Source organism: Sphingomonas corticis, assembly GCF_012035195.1.
Taxonomy (GTDB): domain Bacteria; phylum Pseudomonadota; class Alphaproteobacteria; order Sphingomonadales; family Sphingomonadaceae; genus Sphingomonas; species Sphingomonas corticis.
This window is the reverse complement of sequence record NZ_JAAVJH010000006.1, coordinates 150,976-170,334: the sequence shown is the minus strand read 5'-3', so window position 1 is coordinate 170,334 and position 19,359 is coordinate 150,976. Positions and strand designations below refer to the sequence as shown.

16 protein-coding genes are annotated in these 19,359 nt (G+C 71.3%); 7 read left to right on the top strand and 9 right to left on the bottom strand.

The annotated features are described in order from the left end of the window. Positions 1 to 246: 246 nt before the first annotated feature. The 3 genes from HBH26_RS11650 to HBH26_RS11645 all read right to left on the bottom strand — a co-directional run bounded on the left by HBH26_RS11650 (position 247) and on the right by HBH26_RS11645 (position 2,355). The gene (locus HBH26_RS11650; protein ID WP_209308507.1) at positions 247 to 1,530 is read right to left on the bottom strand and encodes a calcium-binding protein; all 1,284 of its coding nucleotides are present in this window, start codon (positions 1,528 to 1,530) and stop codon (positions 247 to 249) included. A 79-nt stretch (positions 1,531 to 1,609) separates the two neighbouring features. Then, complete coding sequence (locus HBH26_RS21040; protein ID WP_275402965.1) at positions 1,610 to 1,738, bottom strand: hypothetical protein; 129 nt, start codon at positions 1,736 to 1,738, stop codon at positions 1,610 to 1,612. A gap of 32 nt (positions 1,739 to 1,770) precedes the next feature. Further along, a complete protein-coding gene (locus HBH26_RS11645; protein ID WP_168134786.1) occupies positions 1,771 to 2,355 on the bottom strand; it encodes a TetR family transcriptional regulator C-terminal domain-containing protein in 585 nt (194 codons plus the stop codon). Positions 2,356 to 2,393: 38 nt separating this feature from the next. On the opposite strand from HBH26_RS11645, the gene HBH26_RS11640 reads away from it, so the two are divergent. Further along, complete coding sequence (locus HBH26_RS11640; protein WP_168134785.1) at positions 2,394 to 3,599, top strand: aromatic ring-hydroxylating oxygenase subunit alpha; 1,206 nt, start codon at positions 2,394 to 2,396, stop codon at positions 3,597 to 3,599. Positions 3,600 to 3,704: 105 nt separating this feature from the next. Beyond that, positions 3,705 to 5,318: a phytoene desaturase family protein gene (locus HBH26_RS11635; protein ID WP_168134784.1), complete on the top strand. Its 1,614-nt coding sequence runs from the start codon at positions 3,705 to 3,707 to the stop codon at positions 5,316 to 5,318. Here the strand turns inward: HBH26_RS11635 and HBH26_RS11630 are convergent. Beyond that, positions 5,290 to 6,600 (bottom strand): amino acid permease, encoded by a 1,311-nt coding sequence (locus HBH26_RS11630; RefSeq protein WP_168134783.1) that lies wholly within the window; start codon positions 6,598 to 6,600, stop codon positions 5,290 to 5,292. The two genes, HBH26_RS11635 and HBH26_RS11630, sit on opposite strands and share 29 nt — an antisense overlap. Here HBH26_RS11630 and HBH26_RS11625 point away from each other — a divergent pair. After that, the gene (locus HBH26_RS11625; protein ID WP_168134782.1) at positions 6,599 to 8,206 is read left to right on the top strand and encodes a tetratricopeptide repeat-containing sulfotransferase family protein; all 1,608 of its coding nucleotides are present in this window, start codon (positions 6,599 to 6,601) and stop codon (positions 8,204 to 8,206) included. The two genes, HBH26_RS11630 and HBH26_RS11625, sit on opposite strands and share 2 nt — an antisense overlap. 387 nt (positions 8,207 to 8,593) lie before the next feature. Next, positions 8,594 to 11,161, top strand: coding sequence for a TonB-dependent receptor (locus HBH26_RS11620; RefSeq protein ID WP_168134781.1), 2,568 nt, complete (start codon positions 8,594 to 8,596; stop codon positions 11,159 to 11,161). 4 nt (positions 11,162 to 11,165) lie between these two features. On the opposite strand, the gene HBH26_RS11615 is transcribed toward HBH26_RS11620, so the two are convergent. Continuing rightward, positions 11,166 to 11,780, bottom strand: a complete 615-nt coding sequence (locus tag HBH26_RS11615; protein ID WP_168134780.1) for a 5'-methylthioadenosine/S-adenosylhomocysteine nucleosidase — start codon at positions 11,778 to 11,780, stop codon at positions 11,166 to 11,168. Between the two features lie 177 nt (positions 11,781 to 11,957). On the opposite strand from HBH26_RS11615, the gene HBH26_RS11610 reads away from it, so the two are divergent. Continuing rightward, positions 11,958 to 13,397: an NAD-dependent succinate-semialdehyde dehydrogenase gene (locus HBH26_RS11610; RefSeq protein ID WP_168134779.1), complete on the top strand. Its 1,440-nt coding sequence runs from the start codon at positions 11,958 to 11,960 to the stop codon at positions 13,395 to 13,397. Positions 13,398 to 13,533: 136 nt separating this feature from the next. On the opposite strand, the gene HBH26_RS11605 is transcribed toward HBH26_RS11610, so the two are convergent. Both HBH26_RS11605 and HBH26_RS11600 read right to left on the bottom strand, forming a co-directional pair. Next, positions 13,534 to 14,343 carry a glycoside hydrolase family 16 protein gene (locus HBH26_RS11605; RefSeq protein WP_168134778.1) on the bottom strand — a complete coding sequence of 270 codons (810 nt, stop codon included), beginning with the start codon at positions 14,341 to 14,343 and terminating at the stop codon, positions 13,534 to 13,536. Continuing rightward, on the bottom strand, positions 14,340 to 16,085 hold the full coding sequence (locus HBH26_RS11600; RefSeq protein ID WP_209308506.1) for an adenylyl cyclase: 1,746 nt from the start codon (positions 16,083 to 16,085) through the stop codon (positions 14,340 to 14,342). The genes HBH26_RS11605 and HBH26_RS11600 overlap by 4 nt, the downstream gene beginning before the upstream one ends. A gap of 128 nt (positions 16,086 to 16,213) precedes the next feature. On the opposite strand from HBH26_RS11600, the gene HBH26_RS11595 reads away from it, so the two are divergent. After that, positions 16,214 to 17,065, top strand: coding sequence for an alpha/beta hydrolase (locus tag HBH26_RS11595; protein WP_168134777.1), 852 nt, complete (start codon positions 16,214 to 16,216; stop codon positions 17,063 to 17,065). A gap of 4 nt (positions 17,066 to 17,069) precedes the next feature. Here the strand turns inward: HBH26_RS11595 and HBH26_RS11590 are convergent, their stop codons facing one another. Further along, a complete protein-coding gene (locus HBH26_RS11590) occupies positions 17,070 to 18,080 on the bottom strand; it encodes a polyprenyl synthetase family protein (protein ID WP_168134776.1) in 1,011 nt (336 codons plus the stop codon). 99 nt (positions 18,081 to 18,179) lie between these two features. On the opposite strand from HBH26_RS11590, the gene HBH26_RS11585 reads away from it, so the two are divergent. Beyond that, entirely contained in the window at positions 18,180 to 18,461 is a 282-nt protein-coding gene (locus tag HBH26_RS11585) for a chorismate mutase (RefSeq protein ID WP_168134775.1), read from the top strand. Between the two features lie 83 nt (positions 18,462 to 18,544). Here HBH26_RS11585 and HBH26_RS11580 read toward each other — a convergent pair whose 3' ends face one another. Beyond that, positions 18,545 to 19,354, bottom strand: a complete 810-nt coding sequence (locus HBH26_RS11580) for a DUF815 domain-containing protein (protein WP_168134774.1) — start codon at positions 19,352 to 19,354, stop codon at positions 18,545 to 18,547. Positions 19,355 to 19,359 lie beyond the last annotated feature (5 nt).

The following is a 19,359-nucleotide window of genomic DNA, read 5'->3' as shown; positions in this document are numbered from 1 at the left end:
CCGCCCGGAACGATCATGCCCGGGTCGAGCGTCGCGAAGCCCGCCGAGAAAGATGGGGCGCCGCTTAAACCCGACGACGCTGCCGCCGCCGCTCGCGCCGCGCTTCGAGCTCGCACTGCACAGATCCCTCGTCAGCGCCTTCGCACGCGATCCTTTTCCTCGCGAAGTCGACGTCATGATCGATCCTCGCCGCCGGCGTGTCGGCGACGAGGATCCTGTCAGGACGCGGCCGGTGCGCCCGGTGGCTCAGGCGATGTGGTAGTCGAAGGCGTTCACGCGCAGCGATTCCAGCGGGTCATGGGCGCCGTGCGTACCCGGCATCGTCGACAGGACCGCGTCGAGCGTCGGCGCTGCCGTCCCCGGCCGCTCCTTCGGATCGATCGGGACGACCTCGATCGGCGTGAAGATGCCGTCGCCCGTGGTGATGAAGAAGTTGTCGGCGGTGAAATCCTCCGCCAGCGTCTTCTCGAAGGTCAGGAAGGTGCGCCACTGCAGCTGGTCGCCCTCCCCGTCGCCGTCGACCTGCAGCCGCACGTCGTCGCCGTCCTGAACGAGCCGGAGCAGATCGTAGGCGAACAGGTTCGTGCCGTCCTGCACCCAGGGCAGCAAGCCGTTCAGCTGCATACGGTCGCCCCCGGCCCCGGTCTCGAAATCGCCGACGACATTGGCAAGGCGGTCGATCTCGCCGAGGTATACGTCGGTCCAGCGGACCCACAGCGTATCCCGTCCGTCGCCCAGCGTGATGTCCAAGCTGGTTTCTGCCAGCCCGCCCATGCCGACCCTCAGCTCGTCGTCGCCGTCGCCTGCATCGATGACGCCGGTCTTCTGCCCGCTGAAGTAGATCGAGTCGTTGCCCGCCCCACCGAGGACCGTCACGTCGTCCACGTTGCGGTACCTATCGGCGAAGAAGCGCGGATTGTAGACCGGCCCGCTGGCGTATTCGAGCACGTCGTCGCCGTCGCCGCCGTCGATCACGATGGTCTGCGGACCGATGTCGCCGATCCGGAACACCGCCAGCCCGTCGCCGCCGCCGTCGCCGAAGAAGCGGTCGTTGCCGCCTTCGGTGTCGCGGATGATGTTGCTGGCATCGTTGCCGCGGACCAGGTCGTCGAAGGCGGTAGTCACCACGTTCTCGAAGTTGCGGATCGTATCCTTCCCGCCGCCGCCGGTGTCCTGCGTCTCCGTCACGCGCAGGTCCAGCGTGATGCCCGAAGCTGCGCCGGCGAAGCTGACCGTGTCCGCCCCGTAGCCGCCGTCGAGCCAGTCGTCGCCCTCGCCGCCGTTCACGGTGTCGTCGCCCGCCCCCGCGGAGAGATAGTCGTCGCCCGCGCCGCCCTGCAGCACGTCGTAGCCCGCCGCGGTCTCTACCCGGTCGTCGGCATCGCCGCCGTGGAAGCGCAGCGTCTCCACGCTGGTGACGGAGCCGGCGACCTGCCCGTCGAACAGGACGTCGTTCTTCGCCGCGGTGTCGCGGATGTCGATGCGGATCGCCTCCTTGCGGCCGGCATAGAAGAGGACGCCCAGGTCCACCCCCTCGCCGCCGTCCAGCGTATCGCGGCCGCTAGCGCCTCGGGCCAGTCGTTGTGCCCGTCGATCAGCGGGGTCGCCTTCAGCACCCGCGCGATACGGGCAGCTTCGTCCTGCGCGGCACCGTGTCGTGCGCCGGATCGGCCGTCTGCCGCTGCTCCCCGTGCAGGTTCAGCATCACTTCCATCAGCGTTTCGTCGGCACTCGACATCACACCAGCCTCCGCCTCGTCGCGGCTCCGGATCACAGGGTCGCGAGGTAATCCGCCGCGATCCCCCGCGCCTCGTCGGCATCGAAGCTGCCGGGCGACAGGCACAGTTCCAGCCACAGTCCGTCGATCAGGGCGGCGACGCCGATCGCGGCCGGACGCAGCCGTGCGGCAGGCACGCCGCACGCCGCCAGCAATTCCTCGATCCGCTCGCGGAACGCCGCGTAATGGTGGCCATGGCGCGCCATGATCCCGGCGTCGCGGCGGGCGAGGTTCCACAGCGCGATCCAGGTCGCCAGCAGTTCCGGGTGCGCGATCGGCGGGGCGAGATTGGCGGCCACGTAGGCCGCGAGCCGCGCGCGCGGGTCCTCGCCCGCCGATGCGACGGCGCTTGCCAGCGTCTCGTCGACTCGCCCGGCGACGTGATCGTAGGCGGCCTCCACCAGCCGGTCGACGCCGCCGAAATGGTGCGTCACCAGGCCAGGCGACACGCCGGCCGCGGCGGCGATCGTCCGCACCGAGGCGCCCGCCGCGCCGCGCTCGGCCAGCACGCGCACCGCCGCCTCGACCAGGTCCCGCCGGCGCGCCGCCGCGCTCGTCCGCTTGCCCGGCACCGTCACCTGCTATACGATCGTGCAACAATCACGCGAGTGCCCCCATGCATCGTTCGGCCGACCTGCCCTACGCCGATCCCGACGCGGATTGGAGCCTGCCGGCCTGGATCTACACCGATCCCGAGTTCCTCGACGTGGAAACCGCGCGCATCCTGCGCCCCTCGTGGCAGATCGTGTGTCACGAGAGCGATATCGCCGCGCCGGGCGACTGGCGCACGCTGGCGTACCTGGGAGAGAATGTCGTCGTGGTGCGCGGCGCGGACGGCGCGATCCGCGGCTTCCACAACGTGTGCCGGCATCGCGCGATGCGGCTGGTGGAGGGCGACAGCGGCTGCGCGCGGAAGCTCGTCTGCCCCTATCACGCCTGGGCCTATGATCTCGACGGGCGGCTGACCGGCGTGCCGATGCGCGCCGACTATCCCGCGCTCGACATGGCCGCGACGGGGCTGGTGCCGGTCGAGGTCGATCGCTGGCGCGGCTTCGTCTTCGTGCGGCTGGAAGACGACGGCGGACCGTCCGTGGCGCAGATGATGGCGCCCTACGACCACGAGGTCGCACCGTACCGGTTCGAGGAGATGCGCCGGATCGGCGACGTGCGCGTGCGCGAGCGGGCGGTGAACTGGAAGAACGTCGGCGACAATTATTCGGACAACCTCCACATTCCCGTCGCGCACGACGGCCTGACGCGATTGTTCGGCAAGAGCTACGCCATCGAGGCCGCCGGCTATGTCGACAGGATGTCGGGGCGGCTGGTCGACCGGCCGTCGAACGATCCGTGGGAGCGCTTCTACCAGGCGCACCTGCCGCGGGTCGATCACCTGCCCGAGGATAACCAGCGGCTGTGGCTCTACTACAAGCTGTGGCCGAACATGGCGTTCGACATCTACGCCGACCAGATCGACTTCATGCAGTGGCTGCCGCTCTCGCCGACCACCTGCCTGCTGCGCGAGATGGCCTTCGCCATGCCCGACGAGCGCCGCGAGATGACGCTGGTGCGCTACGCCAACTGGCGCATCAACCGCACCGTCAATGCCGAGGACACCTGGCTGATCGAGCGCGTGCAGCAGGGCATGGCCTCGTCCAGCTACCAGGTCGGCCCGATCGGTGCGAGCGAGGTGTGCCTGCGCAGCTTCGCGGCGAAGGTGCGCCACCGCATTCCGGAGGCGCGGCTGCATCGCCCGCCCCCGCCGGGCTGGTCGCGGAACCCCGCGTCGCCACTGCGCAGGCAGGGACCCATGCCGGTCGAATAGCGGAAGACGGTCGGACACGGCTGCGCCATCGCTGGGTCGAGATGATGTGGCGGACCGAACAGAGATGGATCCCTGCCTGCGCAGGGACGACGGGGGAATCGGGGCATGACCAAGCGATACGACGCACTCATCATCGGCGGCGGGCACAACGGGCTCGTGTGTGCCTTCTATCTCGCGCGCGCCGGCCTGAAGGTCCGCGTACTCGAGCGGCGCCATGTCGTCGGGGGCGCGGCGGTGACGGAGGAATTCCACCCCGGCTTCCGCAACTCCACCGCCAGCTACACCGTCAGCCTGCTGCGCCCCAAGGTGATCGCCGACATGCGGCTGCACGACCGCGGCTATCGCATCATCGAGCGGACGATCAGCAACTTCTTCCCCTTTCCGGACACCTATCTGACGCTGGGCGGCGGAACGCAGCGCACGCAGGAGCAGTTCGCGCGCTTCAGCACGAAGGACGCCGCCGCCTATCCCGCCTATGACGCGGCGCTGGAGAAGGTGGCTCAGGTCCTGCGCGACCTGGCGCTGAAGACACCCCCCAATGTCGGCGGCGGGCTGGTCGAACTCGTCGCCGCCGCGCGCCAGGGCTGGCCGCTGGCGAAGCTCGACATCGCGGCGCAGCGCGACCTGCTCGACGTCTTCACCAAGTCCGCTCGCGACTTCCTCGACGGCTGGTTCGAGGACGACCACGTCAAGTCCGCCTTCGCCTTCGACGCGGTGGTCGGCAATTTCGCCGGCGTCTCGACCCCCGGCTCGGCCTACGTCCTCCTCCACCACGTGTTCGGCGAGGTGAACGGCAAATACGGCGCGTGGGGCCATTCGGTCGGCGGCATGGGCGCGATCACGCAGGCGATGGCGGCGGCGTGCCTCGACGCGGGCGTGGAGATCAGCCTGGAGGCGCCGGTCGCGAAGGTGCTGGTGGAGGGCGGCAGGGCCGCGGGCGTACGCCTCGACAGCGGGGAGGAGATCGCCGCGGGCATCGTCGCCGCCAACGTCGGCCCGGCGATGCTGTATCGCGGGATGGTCGACGCGCACGAGCTGCCGGACGATTTCCGGCGCCGCATCGCGGGGTTCAAGACCGGGTCGGGCACGTTCCGCATGAACGTGGCGCTCAGCGAGCTGCCCGACTTCACCGTCCTTCCCGGCAAGGAGCGGGCGGAGCATCACACCGCGGGCATCATCATCGCGCCGGGCATGGACTACATGGACCGCGCCTACGACGACGCGCGGGTCCACGGCTGGTCGAAGGAACCTATCGTCGAGATGAAGCTGCCGACGACGGTGGACGACAGTCTCGCGCCGCCGGGGATGCACATCGCCAGCCTGTTCTGCCAGCAATTCGCGCCCGAGCTGCCGGACGGCAGAAGCTGGGACGACGTGCGCGAGGCGGTGGCCGACCACATCATCGACACCGTCGACCGGCACGCGCCCAACTTCAGGCGGTCGGTCATCGCCCGCCAGATCCACTCGCCGCTCGACCTGGAGCGCAAGTTCGGCCTGGTCGGCGGCGACATCTTCCACGGGCGCATGAGCCTGGACCAGTTGTGGTCGGCGCGCCCGGTGCTCGGCCACGGCGACTATCGCGCGCCGCTCCCGGGCCTCTACCTGTGCGGATCGGGCGCGCATCCCGGCGGCGGCGTCACCGGAGCGCCGGGGCACAATGCCGCGCACGAGATCCTGAAGGACCGCAGCGTCATCGGCCGCCTGCGCCGCCGCGCCTGACCCACCAGTAGACCGGCACGCCCGCGGCCAGCAGCGCGAGCGCCCAGCCGTTCGCCTCCCACCCGAGGCCGTAGGAGAGCCACGCCACGAACCCGGCGGACACCAGCGCCGCGGCGCGCCCCGCCGCGTCCCCGCGCAGCAGCGCGACGCCGGCGAGCGCGCTCGCGAAATAGGCCAGCATCCCCGCCGCCAGCGACACCGCGGCGACGAAGGCGAACAGGTCGCCCATGCCGCGGGTGTAGTTGGCCAACGTGACGCCCGTCACCAGCAATCCCGCCAGCAGGTGCGCGCGGACGGGGACGCCGCGCGCATTCTCCCGCCCGAACCAGCGCGGGAATACCCCGCCCCGGGCCATCGCGCGCGGCACCTCGCCCTGCAGCAGCACGAAGCCGTTGAGCGCGCCCAGCGCGCTGACCGCGGCGAACAGGGCGACGACCTGCGCCGTCGCGCCGCCGAAGGTACCGCCCAGGAAGTCGGCGACCGGCGCGGGCGAGGCGGCGACCGCCGCGCGCGGCATCAGCGCGGTGATCGCACCCGACACGACGAGGTAGATCGCGCCCACCGCGGCGGTCCCGATCAGCGTCGCCCGGGGCACCGTGCGCGCGGGGTCGTGCATCCGGTCCGCCGGCACCGTCGCCGATTCGACGCCCAGGAACCCCCAGAACGTCAGCGCCGCCGCACTCGCCACCGTCCCCGCCGCCAGCGGCACCGGCGCCTCGTGCACCACCGCCCCCGCCCCGCGCGTCAGCAGCAGCCACGCCGCCAGCAGCGCGACGCCGGCGAGGGGCACCAGCTTCAGCGCCATGGTCGCGACCTGCACCCGTGCCGCCGCCTCGACCCCGCGGACGTTGACCAGCACCATCAGCCACACGATCGCTACCGCCACGATCGCGGCGTGCGGCGCCAGCGCGGGAAAGGCGAAGCTGAGCGCGCTGACCACCGCCACCGCGACCGCGCCGTTGCCGGCCCAAATCAGCGTCCAGTAGCTCCACGCCGTCGCGAAGCCGACCGCCGGCCCGAACGCCGCGTCGGCATAGGCGTAGGGGCCGCCCGCGCGCGGCACCCGGGCGGCGAGACGCGCGAAGACGAACGACAGCGCCATGGCGCCCGCGATCGTCATCACCCAACCCCAGGTGGCGTTGGCCCCCAGCGGCGCCAGCGTCGCGGGCAGGAGATAGATGCCCGAGCCAATGAGGTTGCCCATCACGAGCGCCAGCGCGCCCCAAAACCCCAGCGCCCGGCTTGATCCGGCTTTCGCGCCGTGGTCTGCTTCCAAATCCATGCTCCTTGGTGATTCCTCCGGCCCCGCCCGTTTCCCACCGATGCTAGTCGACGCCGCGCTGGCGCTCCATGACAATCGGCTGGAGGTCGCCGAGCCGCTGCTCCGCCGGTATCTGAAGCGCGATCCGTTCGACGCGCGAGCCATCCGGATGCTGGCGGAACTCGCCGGCCGTATTGGGCGCAACCGCGACGCGGAAACGCTGCTGCGCCGCGCGCTGGAACTCGCGCCCGGCTTCACCGCCGCGCGCGCCAACCTGGCCATCGTCCTGTACCGTCAGAACCGCCCGACGGAGGCGCTGGCCGAACTCGACGCGCTGCTGGCCGACGAGCCCGAGCATTTGGGCCACGCCAACCTCAAGGCCGCGGCACTCGGCCGGCTCGGCAGCTTCGAGGAGGCGATCGGCCTCTACGAGCGCGTCCTCGCCGCCGCACCGGCGCAGCCCAAGGTGTGGATGAGCTACGGCCACATGCTGAAGACGATCGGGCGGCAGGAGGACGGCGTCGCCGCCTATCGTCGCGCAACCGGCCTGCGCCCGGCGTTGGGCGAGGCGTGGTGGAGCCTCGCCAATCTAAAGACGGTCCGCTTCGACGATGCCGATATCGCGGCGATGGAGGCGGAACTGACGGGCGAGATCGCCGAGGAGGATCGCTTCCACCTCGACTTCGCGCTGGGCAAGGCGTTCGAGGATCGCGGGCTCGCCGACCGCGCCTTCGCGCACTATGCCGCGGGCAACGCGCGGCGCCGCGCGCAATTGTCCTACGATGCCGACGAGACCGGGAGGTTCGTCGATGATGCGATCGCGGTGGCGACGCCGGATTTCTTCGCGGCGCGCGCCGGCTGGGGCTGCCCCGCGCCCGACCCGATCTTCATCCTGGGGATGCCGCGCGCCGGCTCGACGCTGGTCGAGCAGATCCTCGCCAGCCACTCGCAGGTCGAGGGCACGACCGAGCTGCCCGACCTGCCCGCCATCGCGCGTCGGATCGCCGACTATCCGGCGGGTCTCGCCGCGCTGACGCCGGAGCGCGCACGGGCGCTGGGCGAGGAATATCTCCGCCGCGCCGCGGTGCAACGCCGCACCGACCGCCCGCGCTTCGTGGACAAGCTGCCCAACAACTGGGCGCACGTGGCGCTGATCCGCGTGATCCTGCCCAATGCGACGATCATCGACGCGCGCCGCGACCCGCGCGCCTGCTGCTTCTCAAACTTCAAGCAGCATTTCGCGCGCGGCCAGGGCTTCAGCTACGCGCTGGACGACATGGGCCGCTACTATCGCGACTATGTCCGCCTGATGGCGCACGTCGACGCGGTGCAGCCCGGGCGCGTGGTGCGCGTGATCCACGAGGCGCTGGTCGACGATCCGGAACCGCGCATCCGCGCCCTGCTGGACGCCGTGGGCCTGCCTTTCGAGCCCGCCTGCCTCGCCTCCCACCGCACCGAGCGCGCGGTGCGCACCGCATCGTCCGAACAGGTGCGGCAGCCGATCTTCAAGGGCGGAGACCGGGCGTGGCGCCCGTTCGCGGCGCATCTCGGCCCATTGGAGGCGGCACTGGGCGACGTGATCGATCGCTATCCGGACGTTCCGGCGTTCGCGGCGCGCGAGTGCTGAGACCCGCGCGACGACTCCGCTCGAAACGAACGGGATGGGTGCGCAGCCCCGGCGAATGTTGAGAGTGTTGAGGCGCTGGCGCGGTTTTCGCGGGGGACGCGCCGGTGAAGCGACAGCAGCGCGACACCGGAGCGACACCGGCGCTCCTGCGCGCACGGGGATCGTCGGGAGGGTGTCGGCGGCCATGCGGACGGGATTAGAGGCATGGGCCGGTGTAGGACAGCGACGGTGCCGGCGATCGGCGTCGGCGCGGCGGCTTCCGGCAGGCGTGTCCGCCAGGCCACACATGCCGACCATTGCGTGCCGCTCGCGCAAGCCCGATTGACCGACGTTCCACCGCAGCGCAGCATATCGTCACATCGGCGCAACAATGCGGGGAACGTTGTGATGGGCTTCAAGCGGCGCGTGCTCGTTCAGCTCCTGGCCTCTGCGACGATCGCCGGCCCGGCCTTCGCGCAGGAGGTTCCCGCAGGCAGCGGCAGCGGGCAGACGACCCAGGCGGACGTTCCCTCGCAGCAGGCCCCCAGCGACGTGGACGGCGACATCATCGTCACCGCGCAGAAGCGTGACGAGAACATCCAGAACGTGCCGATCAGCATCCAGGCGATCGGCACCCGGCGGCTGGACCAGCTGAACGTCTCCAACTTCACCGAATATACCCAGCTCCTCCCCTCCGTCGCGTTCCAGTCGAGCCAGCCGGGCGTCACCACCGTCTACATGCGCGGCGTGGCGTCGGGCGGCGACGGCAACCATTCGGGCTCGCTGCCTTCCGTCGGCACCTACCTGGACGAGCAGCCGGTGACGACGATCGGCGGCACGCTGGACGTCCACATCTACGACATCGCCCGGATCGAGAGCCTGGCCGGGCCGCAGGGCACGCTGTACGGCGCGTCGAGCCAGGCGGGCACGATCCGCATCATCACCAACAAGCCCGACACCGCCGGCTTCTACGGCCGGGTCGACGGTGAGGTGAATTCGGTGAAGGCCGGCGGCATCGGCTTCACGACCGAGGGGATGGTCAACATTCCGCTCGGCGAGCGGGCCGCGCTGCGCGTCGTCGGCTTCTACCAGCGCGATGCCGGCTTCATCGACAACGTGCCGGGCACGCGCAGCTTCCTGCCGCAGCCGGGCGGGATCACCGTCGACAACGACGATTTCGTCGAGAAGGACTATAACGACACCGAAACCTACGGCGGGCGCGCCGCGCTGAAGATCGACCTGGACGACAGCTGGACCGCGACGCCGACGCTGCTCTACCAGGAGCAGCGCAGCCACGGCGCCTATGCCTTTGACGCGCAGGTCGGCGACCTGCAGGTGCAGCGCTTCTATCCCGAGTTCCGCCGCGACCGCTTCGCCCAGGCGGCGCTGACGATCGAGGGGCAGCTCGGCAACTGGGATGTCACCTATGCCGGCGCGCTGCTGGACCGCAAGGCGCTGCAATCGAGCGACTATACCGACTATTCCGAGGCGTACGACAACCTCTACAGCTCGGTCGGCGGGCTGGCCGGCTATTTCTACTATCAGGACAATGCCGGCAACACGATCGACCCGCGCCAGCGCGTCATCGGCCGCGACCACTTCAAGAAGCTGAGCCAGGAGGTGCGCGTCGCGTCCCCCGCGGACGAGCCGTTCCGCCTGGTCGCCGGCGCCTTCTACCAGCGGCAGAGCAACCTGATCTTCCAGGACTATCAGATTCCGAACCTGGGCACCGACGTGTCGGTCAACGGCTACCCGGGCACCTTGTGGCTGACGCGGCAGCATCGCGTGGACAAGGACTATGCCATGTTCGGCGAGGCGAGCCTGGATCTCACCCCGCGGTTCACGATCACCGCGGGCGTGCGCGGGTTCATCTACGACAATTCGCTGGTCGGCTTCTTCGGCTTCGGCCGCAACCCGGGCGTCGATCCCGACGACGGCCGACCGTTCACCGCCACCCCCTTCAACGCCGCGGGCAGCAGCCGGACCGGGGTGGCGGGCTGCTACGTCGCGGGCGGGGGCACGCTGCGCGACGCGGTGGGCGGCGGCGGGGCGATCCCGGCGTTCCTGACCAACGGCGACGTCGGCGCGATCCCCTGCGTGAACCTGGGCGTGTCGAACGGCGTGGCGGTGCAGCCGAAGAGCGCGGACGGCCAGGGCGTCACCTATCGCTTCAACGCGACGTGGAAGCCGACCGACGACGTCCTCCTCTACGGCACCTGGTCGCGCGGCTTCCGCCCCGGCGGGATCAACCGGCGCGGCGACGTGCCCGATTACGACGCGGACTTCCTGACCAATTACGAGCTGGGGTGGAAGACGACGCTCGCCGGCGGGGCGTTGCGCTTCAACGGCGCGGTGTACCAGCAGAATTGGGACCAGTTCCAGTTCAGCTTCCTGGGCGAGAACAGCTTCACCGTCATCCAGAACGGGCCGGACGCGCGCATCCGCGGCGTCGAGATGGACGCGAACCTGACCGCAGGCGGATTCACGCTGGGGGCGAGCGGGGCCTATACCGACGCGGTCACGCGGACCGACCTGTGCGCCACCGTCACCTGCGACGGCAGCGGCGACGACGTGGTGTCGCGATCGGGCACGCGCCTTCCCATCACCCCGCGGTTCAAGGCGAGCGCGACGGCGCGCTACACCGTGCCGGTCGGCGCCGCGAAGGCCTATGTGCAGGGGCTGGTGGCGCACCAGAGCTCGGCCGCGTCGGATATCCGGCGACGCGTGGTCGAGACCGGCACCGGGCGCCTGGTCGATCCCGCGCAGGAGATCGGCCGGCTGCCCGCCTTCACCACCGCGAACGTCGCGCTGGGCATGGAATGGGGCAATTACACGCTGGAGGTGTTCGCGCGGAACGTGACGGACGAGCGCGGACAGATCGCCCGCTTCGTCCAGTGCGGTTCCTGTTACCAGCGCCCCTACGCGGTCCCGATCACGCCGCGCCTGATCGGCATCAGGGGGGGAGCGAAGTTCTAGGCCGTCACGCGCCGAGGCGGTCCACCGCGGCCGCGAGGCGCCGGTCGAGCAGCGGAAGGAGTTCGGTCCACCCCGCCACGCCGTCGAGCGTGCCGCGGCCGTCGGAAACACCGCGAAGCCCCATCATCGGCACGCCGAAGCGCTGGCACGCGCGCAGCACCGCGAACGTCTCCATGTCGACCAGGTCGGCGTCGATCGCCGCGTAGCGATCGCCCGCGACGATATCGCTCCCCGTCGACAGCGTGGCGCAGGGCACGCCCGCGATCGGCGTCGGCAGCGCGACGACGGCCGGGTGGTCGGCGAACGGGGTGACGCCCGGCGCAAAGCCGATCGGCGACGCGTCCATGTCGCGCCAGGACACGGAGGCGATCTGGTACACGCCGCCCAGGTCGCAGCGGCGCGAGCCGGCGGAACCGAGCGACACGACGAGGTCGGGCAACGCGTCCGCGATCCGGAGCTGTTCCAGGCGGATCGCCGTGCCGATCGCCGCCTCCACCGGTCCGACGCCGGTTATCAGCGGGTCGATGCGCGCGCGCAGGTGCTCGCGATATTCGTGATTGGTCGCCATCACGAACAGGATGCGGCGGTCCGCCCGCAAATCCCCGTTCCTGCTGCTCATGGCGACCATCTCCCTCGTCCGGCGCCGGGCGGCGCGGGTGCCGGCCTACCGCAGTTCGGCCGGCGTGAGGAAGCGGCGGCTCTTGCGGGGCGACAATCGGCGAGCGGGGCGTTATCGACGCGGCGAACGGCGGCCGCCCGCACGGGAGCGGCGCCATCCAGCGGAGTACACGGCGCCATGACGTATCCCGACACCCAGCTCTTCATCGACGGCACCTGGCAGGATGCCGGGGACGGCCGCTCGCTGGCGGTGCTGAACCCCGCGACGGGCCAGGAGATCGGCCGCGTGGCGCACGCCGGCAAGGCCGACCTCGACCGCGCGCTGGCGGCGTCGGAGCGCGGGTTCGCGACCTGGCGGGACTTCACGCCGGCGCAGCGCAGCGCGATCATGCGCAAGGCCGCCGGGCTGATGCGCGAGCGCGCGGAGGAGATCGCCCGGCTGCTGACGCAGGAGCAGGGCAAGCCGCTGGCCGAGGCCAAGGGCGAGGCGATGGCCGCCGCGGACATCATCGAATGGTTCGCCGAGGAAGGCTTCCGCGTCTACGGCCGGCTGGTGCCCCATCGCAGCAACCTGGCGATCCGGCAGATGGTGGTGAAGGACCCGGTCGGCCCGACCGCCGCGTTCACGCCGTGGAACTTCCCGATCAACCAGGTGGTGCGCAAGATCGGCGCCGGCCTCGCCGCCGGCTGCTCGATGATCGTGAAGGCGCCGGAGGAAACGCCCGCCAGCCCCGCCGCGCTGATCCGCACGTTCCAGGACGCGGGCCTGCCCGAGGGCGTGCTGGGCCTCGTCTATGGCGATCCGGCGGAGATCTCCGAATATCTGATCGCCAGCCCGGTGATCCGCAAGATCACCTTCACCGGCTCCACCCCGGTGGGCAAGCTGCTGGCCGCGCAGGCGGGCAAGTACATGAAGCGCGTGTCGATGGAGCTGGGCGGCCACGCGCCGGTGATCGTGTGCGAGGACGCCGACGTCGAGCTGGCGGTGAAGAGCGCGGGCGCGGCCAAGTTCCGCAACGCGGGCCAGGTGTGCATCTCGCCCACCCGCTTCCTGGTCCATCGCAGCGTGGAAAAGGAGTTCGCCGCCGCGCTCGCCACGCTGGCCAAGGGCATCGCCGTGGGCGACGGACTGTCGCCCGAGACGCGCATGGGCCCGCTCGCCAACGACCGCCGGCTCGCCGCCATGGCCGAGTTCCAGCAGGACGCCGTGGCAAAGGGTGCGAGCGTGCTGACCGGCGGCGAGCGGATCGGCGAGGCGGGCAATTTCTGGCAGCCGACGGTGCTGACCGACGTCCCGCTGGAGGCGAAGCTGTTCAACGACGAGCCGTTCGGCCCGGTCGCGGGCATCCGCGCCTTCGACCGGCTGGAGGAGGCGATCGCCGAGTCGAACCGGCTGGCCTATGGCCTCGCCGGCTATGCCTTCACCCGATCGCTCGCCAACGCGGACCTGCTGGCGCGGCGCGTGGAGGTGGGCATGCTGTGGATCAACACGCCCGCGGCTGGGACGGCGGAGCTGCCGTTCGGCGGCGTGAAGGATTCGGGCTACGGCACCGAGGGCGGGCCGGAGGCGCTGGAAGCGTATCTGAACACCCGCGCGGTGGTGGTCGCCAACGTCTGACCGGGCGGTCGCGAGAAGGGGCGTGTCGTTTCAGGACTCGCCTCTTTTCCGACACTTGCGCGCCGCGCGGCGGGTGCGCACAAGAGTGGCGACGCGCCGGTGCGTGTGCTCCGTGCTGCGCGCGTCACCCTTCCCCTCACCGCTTCCAGTGGCGGACGTAGTCGACTTCCATCCGCTGCGGGAAGGCGGCGTCGTCCACGCCCTTCTGCCCGCCCCAATTGCCGCCGACGGCGACGTTGAGGATCAGCTGATAGGGCCGGGTGAAGGGCCATGCCTGCGCCCCGCCAGGCCGGTCGTTGGCGACGCGGAAGAAGGCGCGGTCGTCGACGCCGATCAGGATCGCGTCGGGCCGCCAGTCGAGCTGGTAGCGGTGCCAGGCGGTGCAGGCGTCGGGCAGCTTCACCTGCGCGCCGCGCTGCGTTCCCTTCGCATGGTTGTAGGCGCCGGTGTGCAGCGTGCCATGGACGGTGCCCGCGTCCCAACCGACCATCTCCATGATGTCGATCTCGCCCGCGTCCGGCCACTTGCCCGACGACGGCAGCATCCAGATCGCGGGCCAGATGCCGCGCCCGCACGGCAGCTTCGCGCGCACCTCGTAGAAGCCGTAGCCGAGCGGCGCGCGCGAGACGAGGCGCGCCGAGCTATAGTCCTGCCCGCCATAGTCCGCGGCGTCCGCCAGCCGCTCGCGCCGCGCCTCGATCACCAGCGCGCCCTTCTCCACCCGCGCGTTCTCGGCCCGATCGGCGCTGTAATATTGCTTCTCCGCATTGTGCCAGCCCTCGCGATTGCGCTCCGTGTCGAAGCGCCAGCGGCGCGTGTCGACGCGCGCGCCGTCGAACTCGTCGGCGAAGGCGGGCTTCGTCGCGGGTGCCTTCATCGGCGCATCATGGGCGTAGTTGGTGGCGCCCAGCGTGGCCGCCTGGAGCGCGAGGAGCAGCGGGATCATCGGTCTTCCTTCGGGTAGCGGCGCAGCGTCTGGCGGATCGCGCCGGGCCGGGCGGCGGCACCGGCATCGTTGACGAGGTGCGCGATCGTGCCCTTGCCGCCGCCCAGCGAAATGGTGGTGACGTTCTCGACCGTGACGCCGGGCGTGTCGGGCACCTCCACCGCGCTGGCCAGCACGATCGACGGGTCGGCGGTGAAATTGGCGTAGACGCCCATGCCGACCGCGCGATGGTGGCGGACGTGACCGGCGACCTTGTAGGCGGCCCAGCCACGCGGCGAATCGGCGCGCCACGCCCGCTGGCCCGGCGGATCGTAGGGCAGTTCGTTCTGGTAGAAGAAGGTGCGGCCGTGCTCGCCGTTCCACACCGTCTGCGCGGCGCGGAAATGCTCGACGAACAGGCCGTAGCAGGTGACGTGGTCGCCGTTGACGACCAGCCCGTGCTCGCCGCGGCTCTCGTCCCAGCCGACATGGACGCGCCCGCCGTCGCGGTCACCGTGGTCGGCGCGCCAGACCCACAGGTGATCCGCGACGACGTGGTGGCTGTTGATCTCCACGCAGGTACGCGCATTGCCGACCGCCGCGCCGCCGACGCGGAAGAACAGGTCGGCGAGCAACGTCGGCGCCGCCGCATGGTCCCGCCGCGCGCCTGCCGGGCCGACCTGCAGCAGCACCGGCGACATCGCCGCGCCGGCGTCGAACAACAGGCCGGCGATCGAGACGCCGGGCACGTCCGCCACCGTCATCGCCTCCGTGCCGCGTTCCGCCAGCAGCGTGGCGAGACCGAGGCCCAGTACCACCGTACCCGGGCGCACGACGCGCAGCGGCTCGGCGAGGCGGTAGATGCCGGGGGTCAGCAGCAGGTGGCGCCCGGCGGCGAGCGCGCGGTTCATCGTCGCCGCGGAGGTACCGGGACGGGCGATCAGGAAGTCGCCCAGCGGCAGGTGGCGCCCGGCGGGCGTCCCGACCCACGACACGCCGCGCGCGGCGCGGCGCAGCGCCGGCACGAAGACGCTCCACGCACCCGCGGGCGACACCGTCAGGAACGGCTTCTCTCGCACGACGGGCACGTGCGCCAGGCTGGTGTAGGGCGGATCGGGAAAGCTGGTGGCGGGCGCGCCTTCCACGCCCATGAACATCATGTTCCAGTTCGCGCCTTGCCACCCGCCGATCCGGCCCGATCGAGTGAACCATTGCTGCTGCGTGCCCGACCGGACGACACCGTCGACGCGGCAGTCCGCCATGAACCCGCCGCTCGACCAGCCGCCGTCGTCCAGCGCGAGATCGCCGGCCAGGTGGACGCGGCGGTAGGGCGCCGCCTGCGACACCGCCCAGCGATCCGCGCCATCGGGCGGGCGGATCGCCAGATTCTCCACCCCGCGCCAGAAATTCACCAGCGCCATGCCCTTCGCCCAGTCGGCCTCGGCATGGACGTGGCCCTCCACCGTCGCGTCGCCGGGCCGCAGCCCGAGGCCGGCGACCTGGGTGAAGAAGCCGACGTTCAGGTCGAGCGCGTGCCGCCCCGGCTTCAGCAGGATGGCGTGGCGGCGGTCGGTGAAGTGCGCGCGCTCCTGTTCGGCAAACCAGCGATCCGCCCGCGCCTGCGCACGCCGGTCGCCGGGATCGACGACGAGGACGTCGGGACCGAAATCCGGCGCCGCCCGCGCTCCCCGGTCGATCGCGGGCGCCGCCGCGACGGCGGCCAGGCCCGCCAGCACGGTGCGGCGGTGGTGCTGCTGCGACATTCCCTCTCCCATCGAGTGAACGTTATCAATGCCTTGCGTCCCGCTCAACCTGCTTTGCGCCGCGGACTTGTCGCGGGCCCCGCCCTGCCGCACGATCGCGCGAACGACGACAGGCGGGGAGACGCGACATGAGCGACGACGACCGGTTCACCTTCACCGCCAGCGACGGCAGCACCATCGCCGCGCGCCACTGGCCGGCCGATGGCGAGACGCGTCGGGTGCTGATCGTGGCGCACGGGATGGGCGAGCATGGGGCGCGCTATCGCGAGCCGCTGGCGCCGCTCTCCCGCGCGGGCGTCACGGTCTACGCGCCCGACCACCGCGGGCATGGCGCCACCGCGCCCGACGGGACGCACGGCGACTTCGGTCCGGGCGGGTTCGCCGCGCTGGTCGACGATCTCGCCGTGCTCGCCCGCCGTGCCGCGGCGGAGCATCCCGGCGTGCCGATGGTGCTGCTGGGCCACTCGATGGGATCGTTCGCGGCGCAGGCGTTCGCGACGCGGCACGGCGACCTGATCGACGGGCTGGCGCTCAGCGGCTCGGCCGCCCTGGAGGCGCTGCTGCCGAGGATGGCGGAAGGCGGCGGGCTGGAGGCGTTCAACGCGGCATTCGAACCGGCGCGCACGCCGTTCGACTGGCTGTCGCGCGACGAGGGGGCGGTCGACCGCTACCTGGCCGATCGGTGGTGCGGCTTCTCCGTCGACGCGGCGGGGCAGATGTCGATGGCCGCGATGGCACCGCAGATGGCGGACGTGGCCGCGCTGCCCGCGGGACTGCCGGTCTATATCCTCTCCGGCCTGGACGATCCACTGGCCGCGGCGATCGAGCCACTGATCGCGCGCTACCGCGCGGCGGGCGCGGCGGTGACGACCGACCTGTATCCGGGGGGGCGGCACGAGATGCTGAACGAGACGAACCGGGACGAGGTGGTGGCGAACCTCGCCCGCTGGCTGGAGACGGTGCCGCGGCGGGCGCGGTGACGGATCAGTAGGCGCGGGCGGTGGCGAACTCCACCGCCTCCACCATCGCGTCCTTCGCCTTGCCGCCGCCGAAGCGGCCCAGCGCGTCGATCGCGCGCTGCCCGTAGTGGCGCGCGCGCGCCAGCGTGTCGTCCACCGCGCGGGTCCGGCGAACGAGGTCGATGGCGTGCGCGAAATCGGCGTCCGTGGTGCGCCGCCCCTCCACCGCGTCCTTCCAGAACCGCCGGTCCTCGTCCGATCCGCGCGCGTGGGCCAGGATGACGGGCAGCGTCATCTTTCCCTCTCTGAAATCGTCGCCCGCGTCCTTGCCCATGGTCGAGGCGTCGCTGGTATAGTCGATCGCGTCGTCGACCAGCTGGAACGCGATGCCCAGGTTGCGGCCATAGGCGTCGAGCGCGGCCTCGTCCTCCTCGTCGCGCTCCGCCACCACCGCGGCGATGCGGCAGGCGGCGGCGAACAGCGCGGCGGTCTTCGCGCCGATGATGTCGAGGTAGCGGTCCTCGCCCAGGTCGACCCGGCGCGCCGCGGTCAGCTGGTTCACCTCGCCCTCCGCGATCACGGCGGAGGCGTTGGACAGGATCTTCAGCACCTTCAGGCTGCCGTCCTCCACCATCAGCTCGAAGCTGCGCGAGAACAGGAAATCGCCCACGAGAACGCTGGCGGGGTTCCCCCAGATGATGTTCGCGGTGCGCTTGCCCCGGCGCAGGTCGCTGCCGTCGACGACGTCGTCGTGGAGCAGCGTGGCGGTGTGGATGAACTCCACCGCGGCGGCCAGGCGATGGTGGCGCGCGCCGGTGTAGCCGATCAGCCGCGCGCTCGCGAGCGTCAGCATCGGCCGCATCCTCTTGCCCCCGCCCGCGATCAGGTGGCCGGCGAGCTCGGGGATCAGCGGGATCTGCGACTGCATCCGGTCGAGGATGACCGCGTTGACGAGGTTCATGTCGCCCGCGACGAGGGCGAGCATCGGATCGAGCGACGGCGCGCGGCCGGCGAGACGGTGGAGGGTGGCGCTCATCTGGTTCCGGCTTTTGGAAGGTCGGATGCTTCAACGCAAGAGCCGGCCTTGCGGCCCCGCCCCGCTTCCGCGAAAGCGGGCGAGCGAGGGAGGGCCGCGATGAGCGACGACGTGCTGAAACGCTACCGCAAGAGCATCGACAACATCGACGGCGCGCTCGTCTGCCTGCTCGCCGAGCGGTTCAAGATCACGCAGGCGGTGGGCCGCCACAAGGCCGAGGCGGGACTGCCCGCCGCCGACCCCGGGCGCGAGGAGGCGCAGATCGCGCGGCTGCGCGCGCTGGCGCAGGAGGCGGAGCTGGACCCCGAGTTCAGCGAGAAGTTCCTGCGCTTCATCATCGACGAGGTGATCCGCCACCACGAAGCGGCGAAGCGGAGGTAGCGACGCGCGATCTCTCCCACCGGGAGAGGGAAGGGGCCCGCCGCCGGCGCAGCCGGTCGGAAGGGTGAGGATGCGGACGAAGGCTACAGCGCCTTTCCCACCCTGCCGGCAAGCTCCACGACATATTGCCACGCCACCCGGCCCGACCGGCTGCCGCGACGCGTCGCCCATTGCACCGCGTCCGCCGCGTCGAACGGCAGCGCGTGCGCCTCGGCATAGCCGCGCACGATGGCGAGATACTGGTCCTGGTCGACCACGTGGAAGCCCAGGCTGAGGCCGAAGCGGTCGGCGAGCGCGAGCTGGTCGTCCAGCGCGTCGCGCGCGCTGACGGCATGGTCCTGCGCCGCCATGTCGCGCGGCACGAGGTGGCGGCGGTTGGACGTGACCAGCAGCCGCGCGTTGCCCGGCCGCGCCTCCGCCCCGCCCTCCAGCAGCGAGCGCAGCGCGCGTGCGTCCGCCGCGGCGTCGATGCCCAGATCGTCGACGAACACGGCGAAGGCGCGCGGCAGCGCGGCGATCGCGTCGAACAGCTGCGGCAGCGTGGCGAGCCGGTCCGCGGGCACCTCCACCAGCGCCAGCGCGCCGCCCGCCGCCTGGACGTGGCCAACCGCCGCCTTCACCAGCGCCGACTTGCCGGTGCCCCGCGCTCCGTAGAGCAGGACGTCCTGCGCCGCGTGGCCGCTCGCCAGCCGATCGAGATTGGCGACCAGCGCCTGCTTCTGCGCGTCGACGCCGTGGAGCAGCGCCAGCGGCAGCGGCGCGAAGGCGCGCGCGACGACGAGGATGCCGTCGCGCCACACATAGGCCGCGTGCGCCATCGCATCGGCCGCGGCGGGCGGCGGCGGCGACAGGCGGTCCAGCGCGGCGGCGATGCGATCGAGGGCGTCGGTCATGCGCG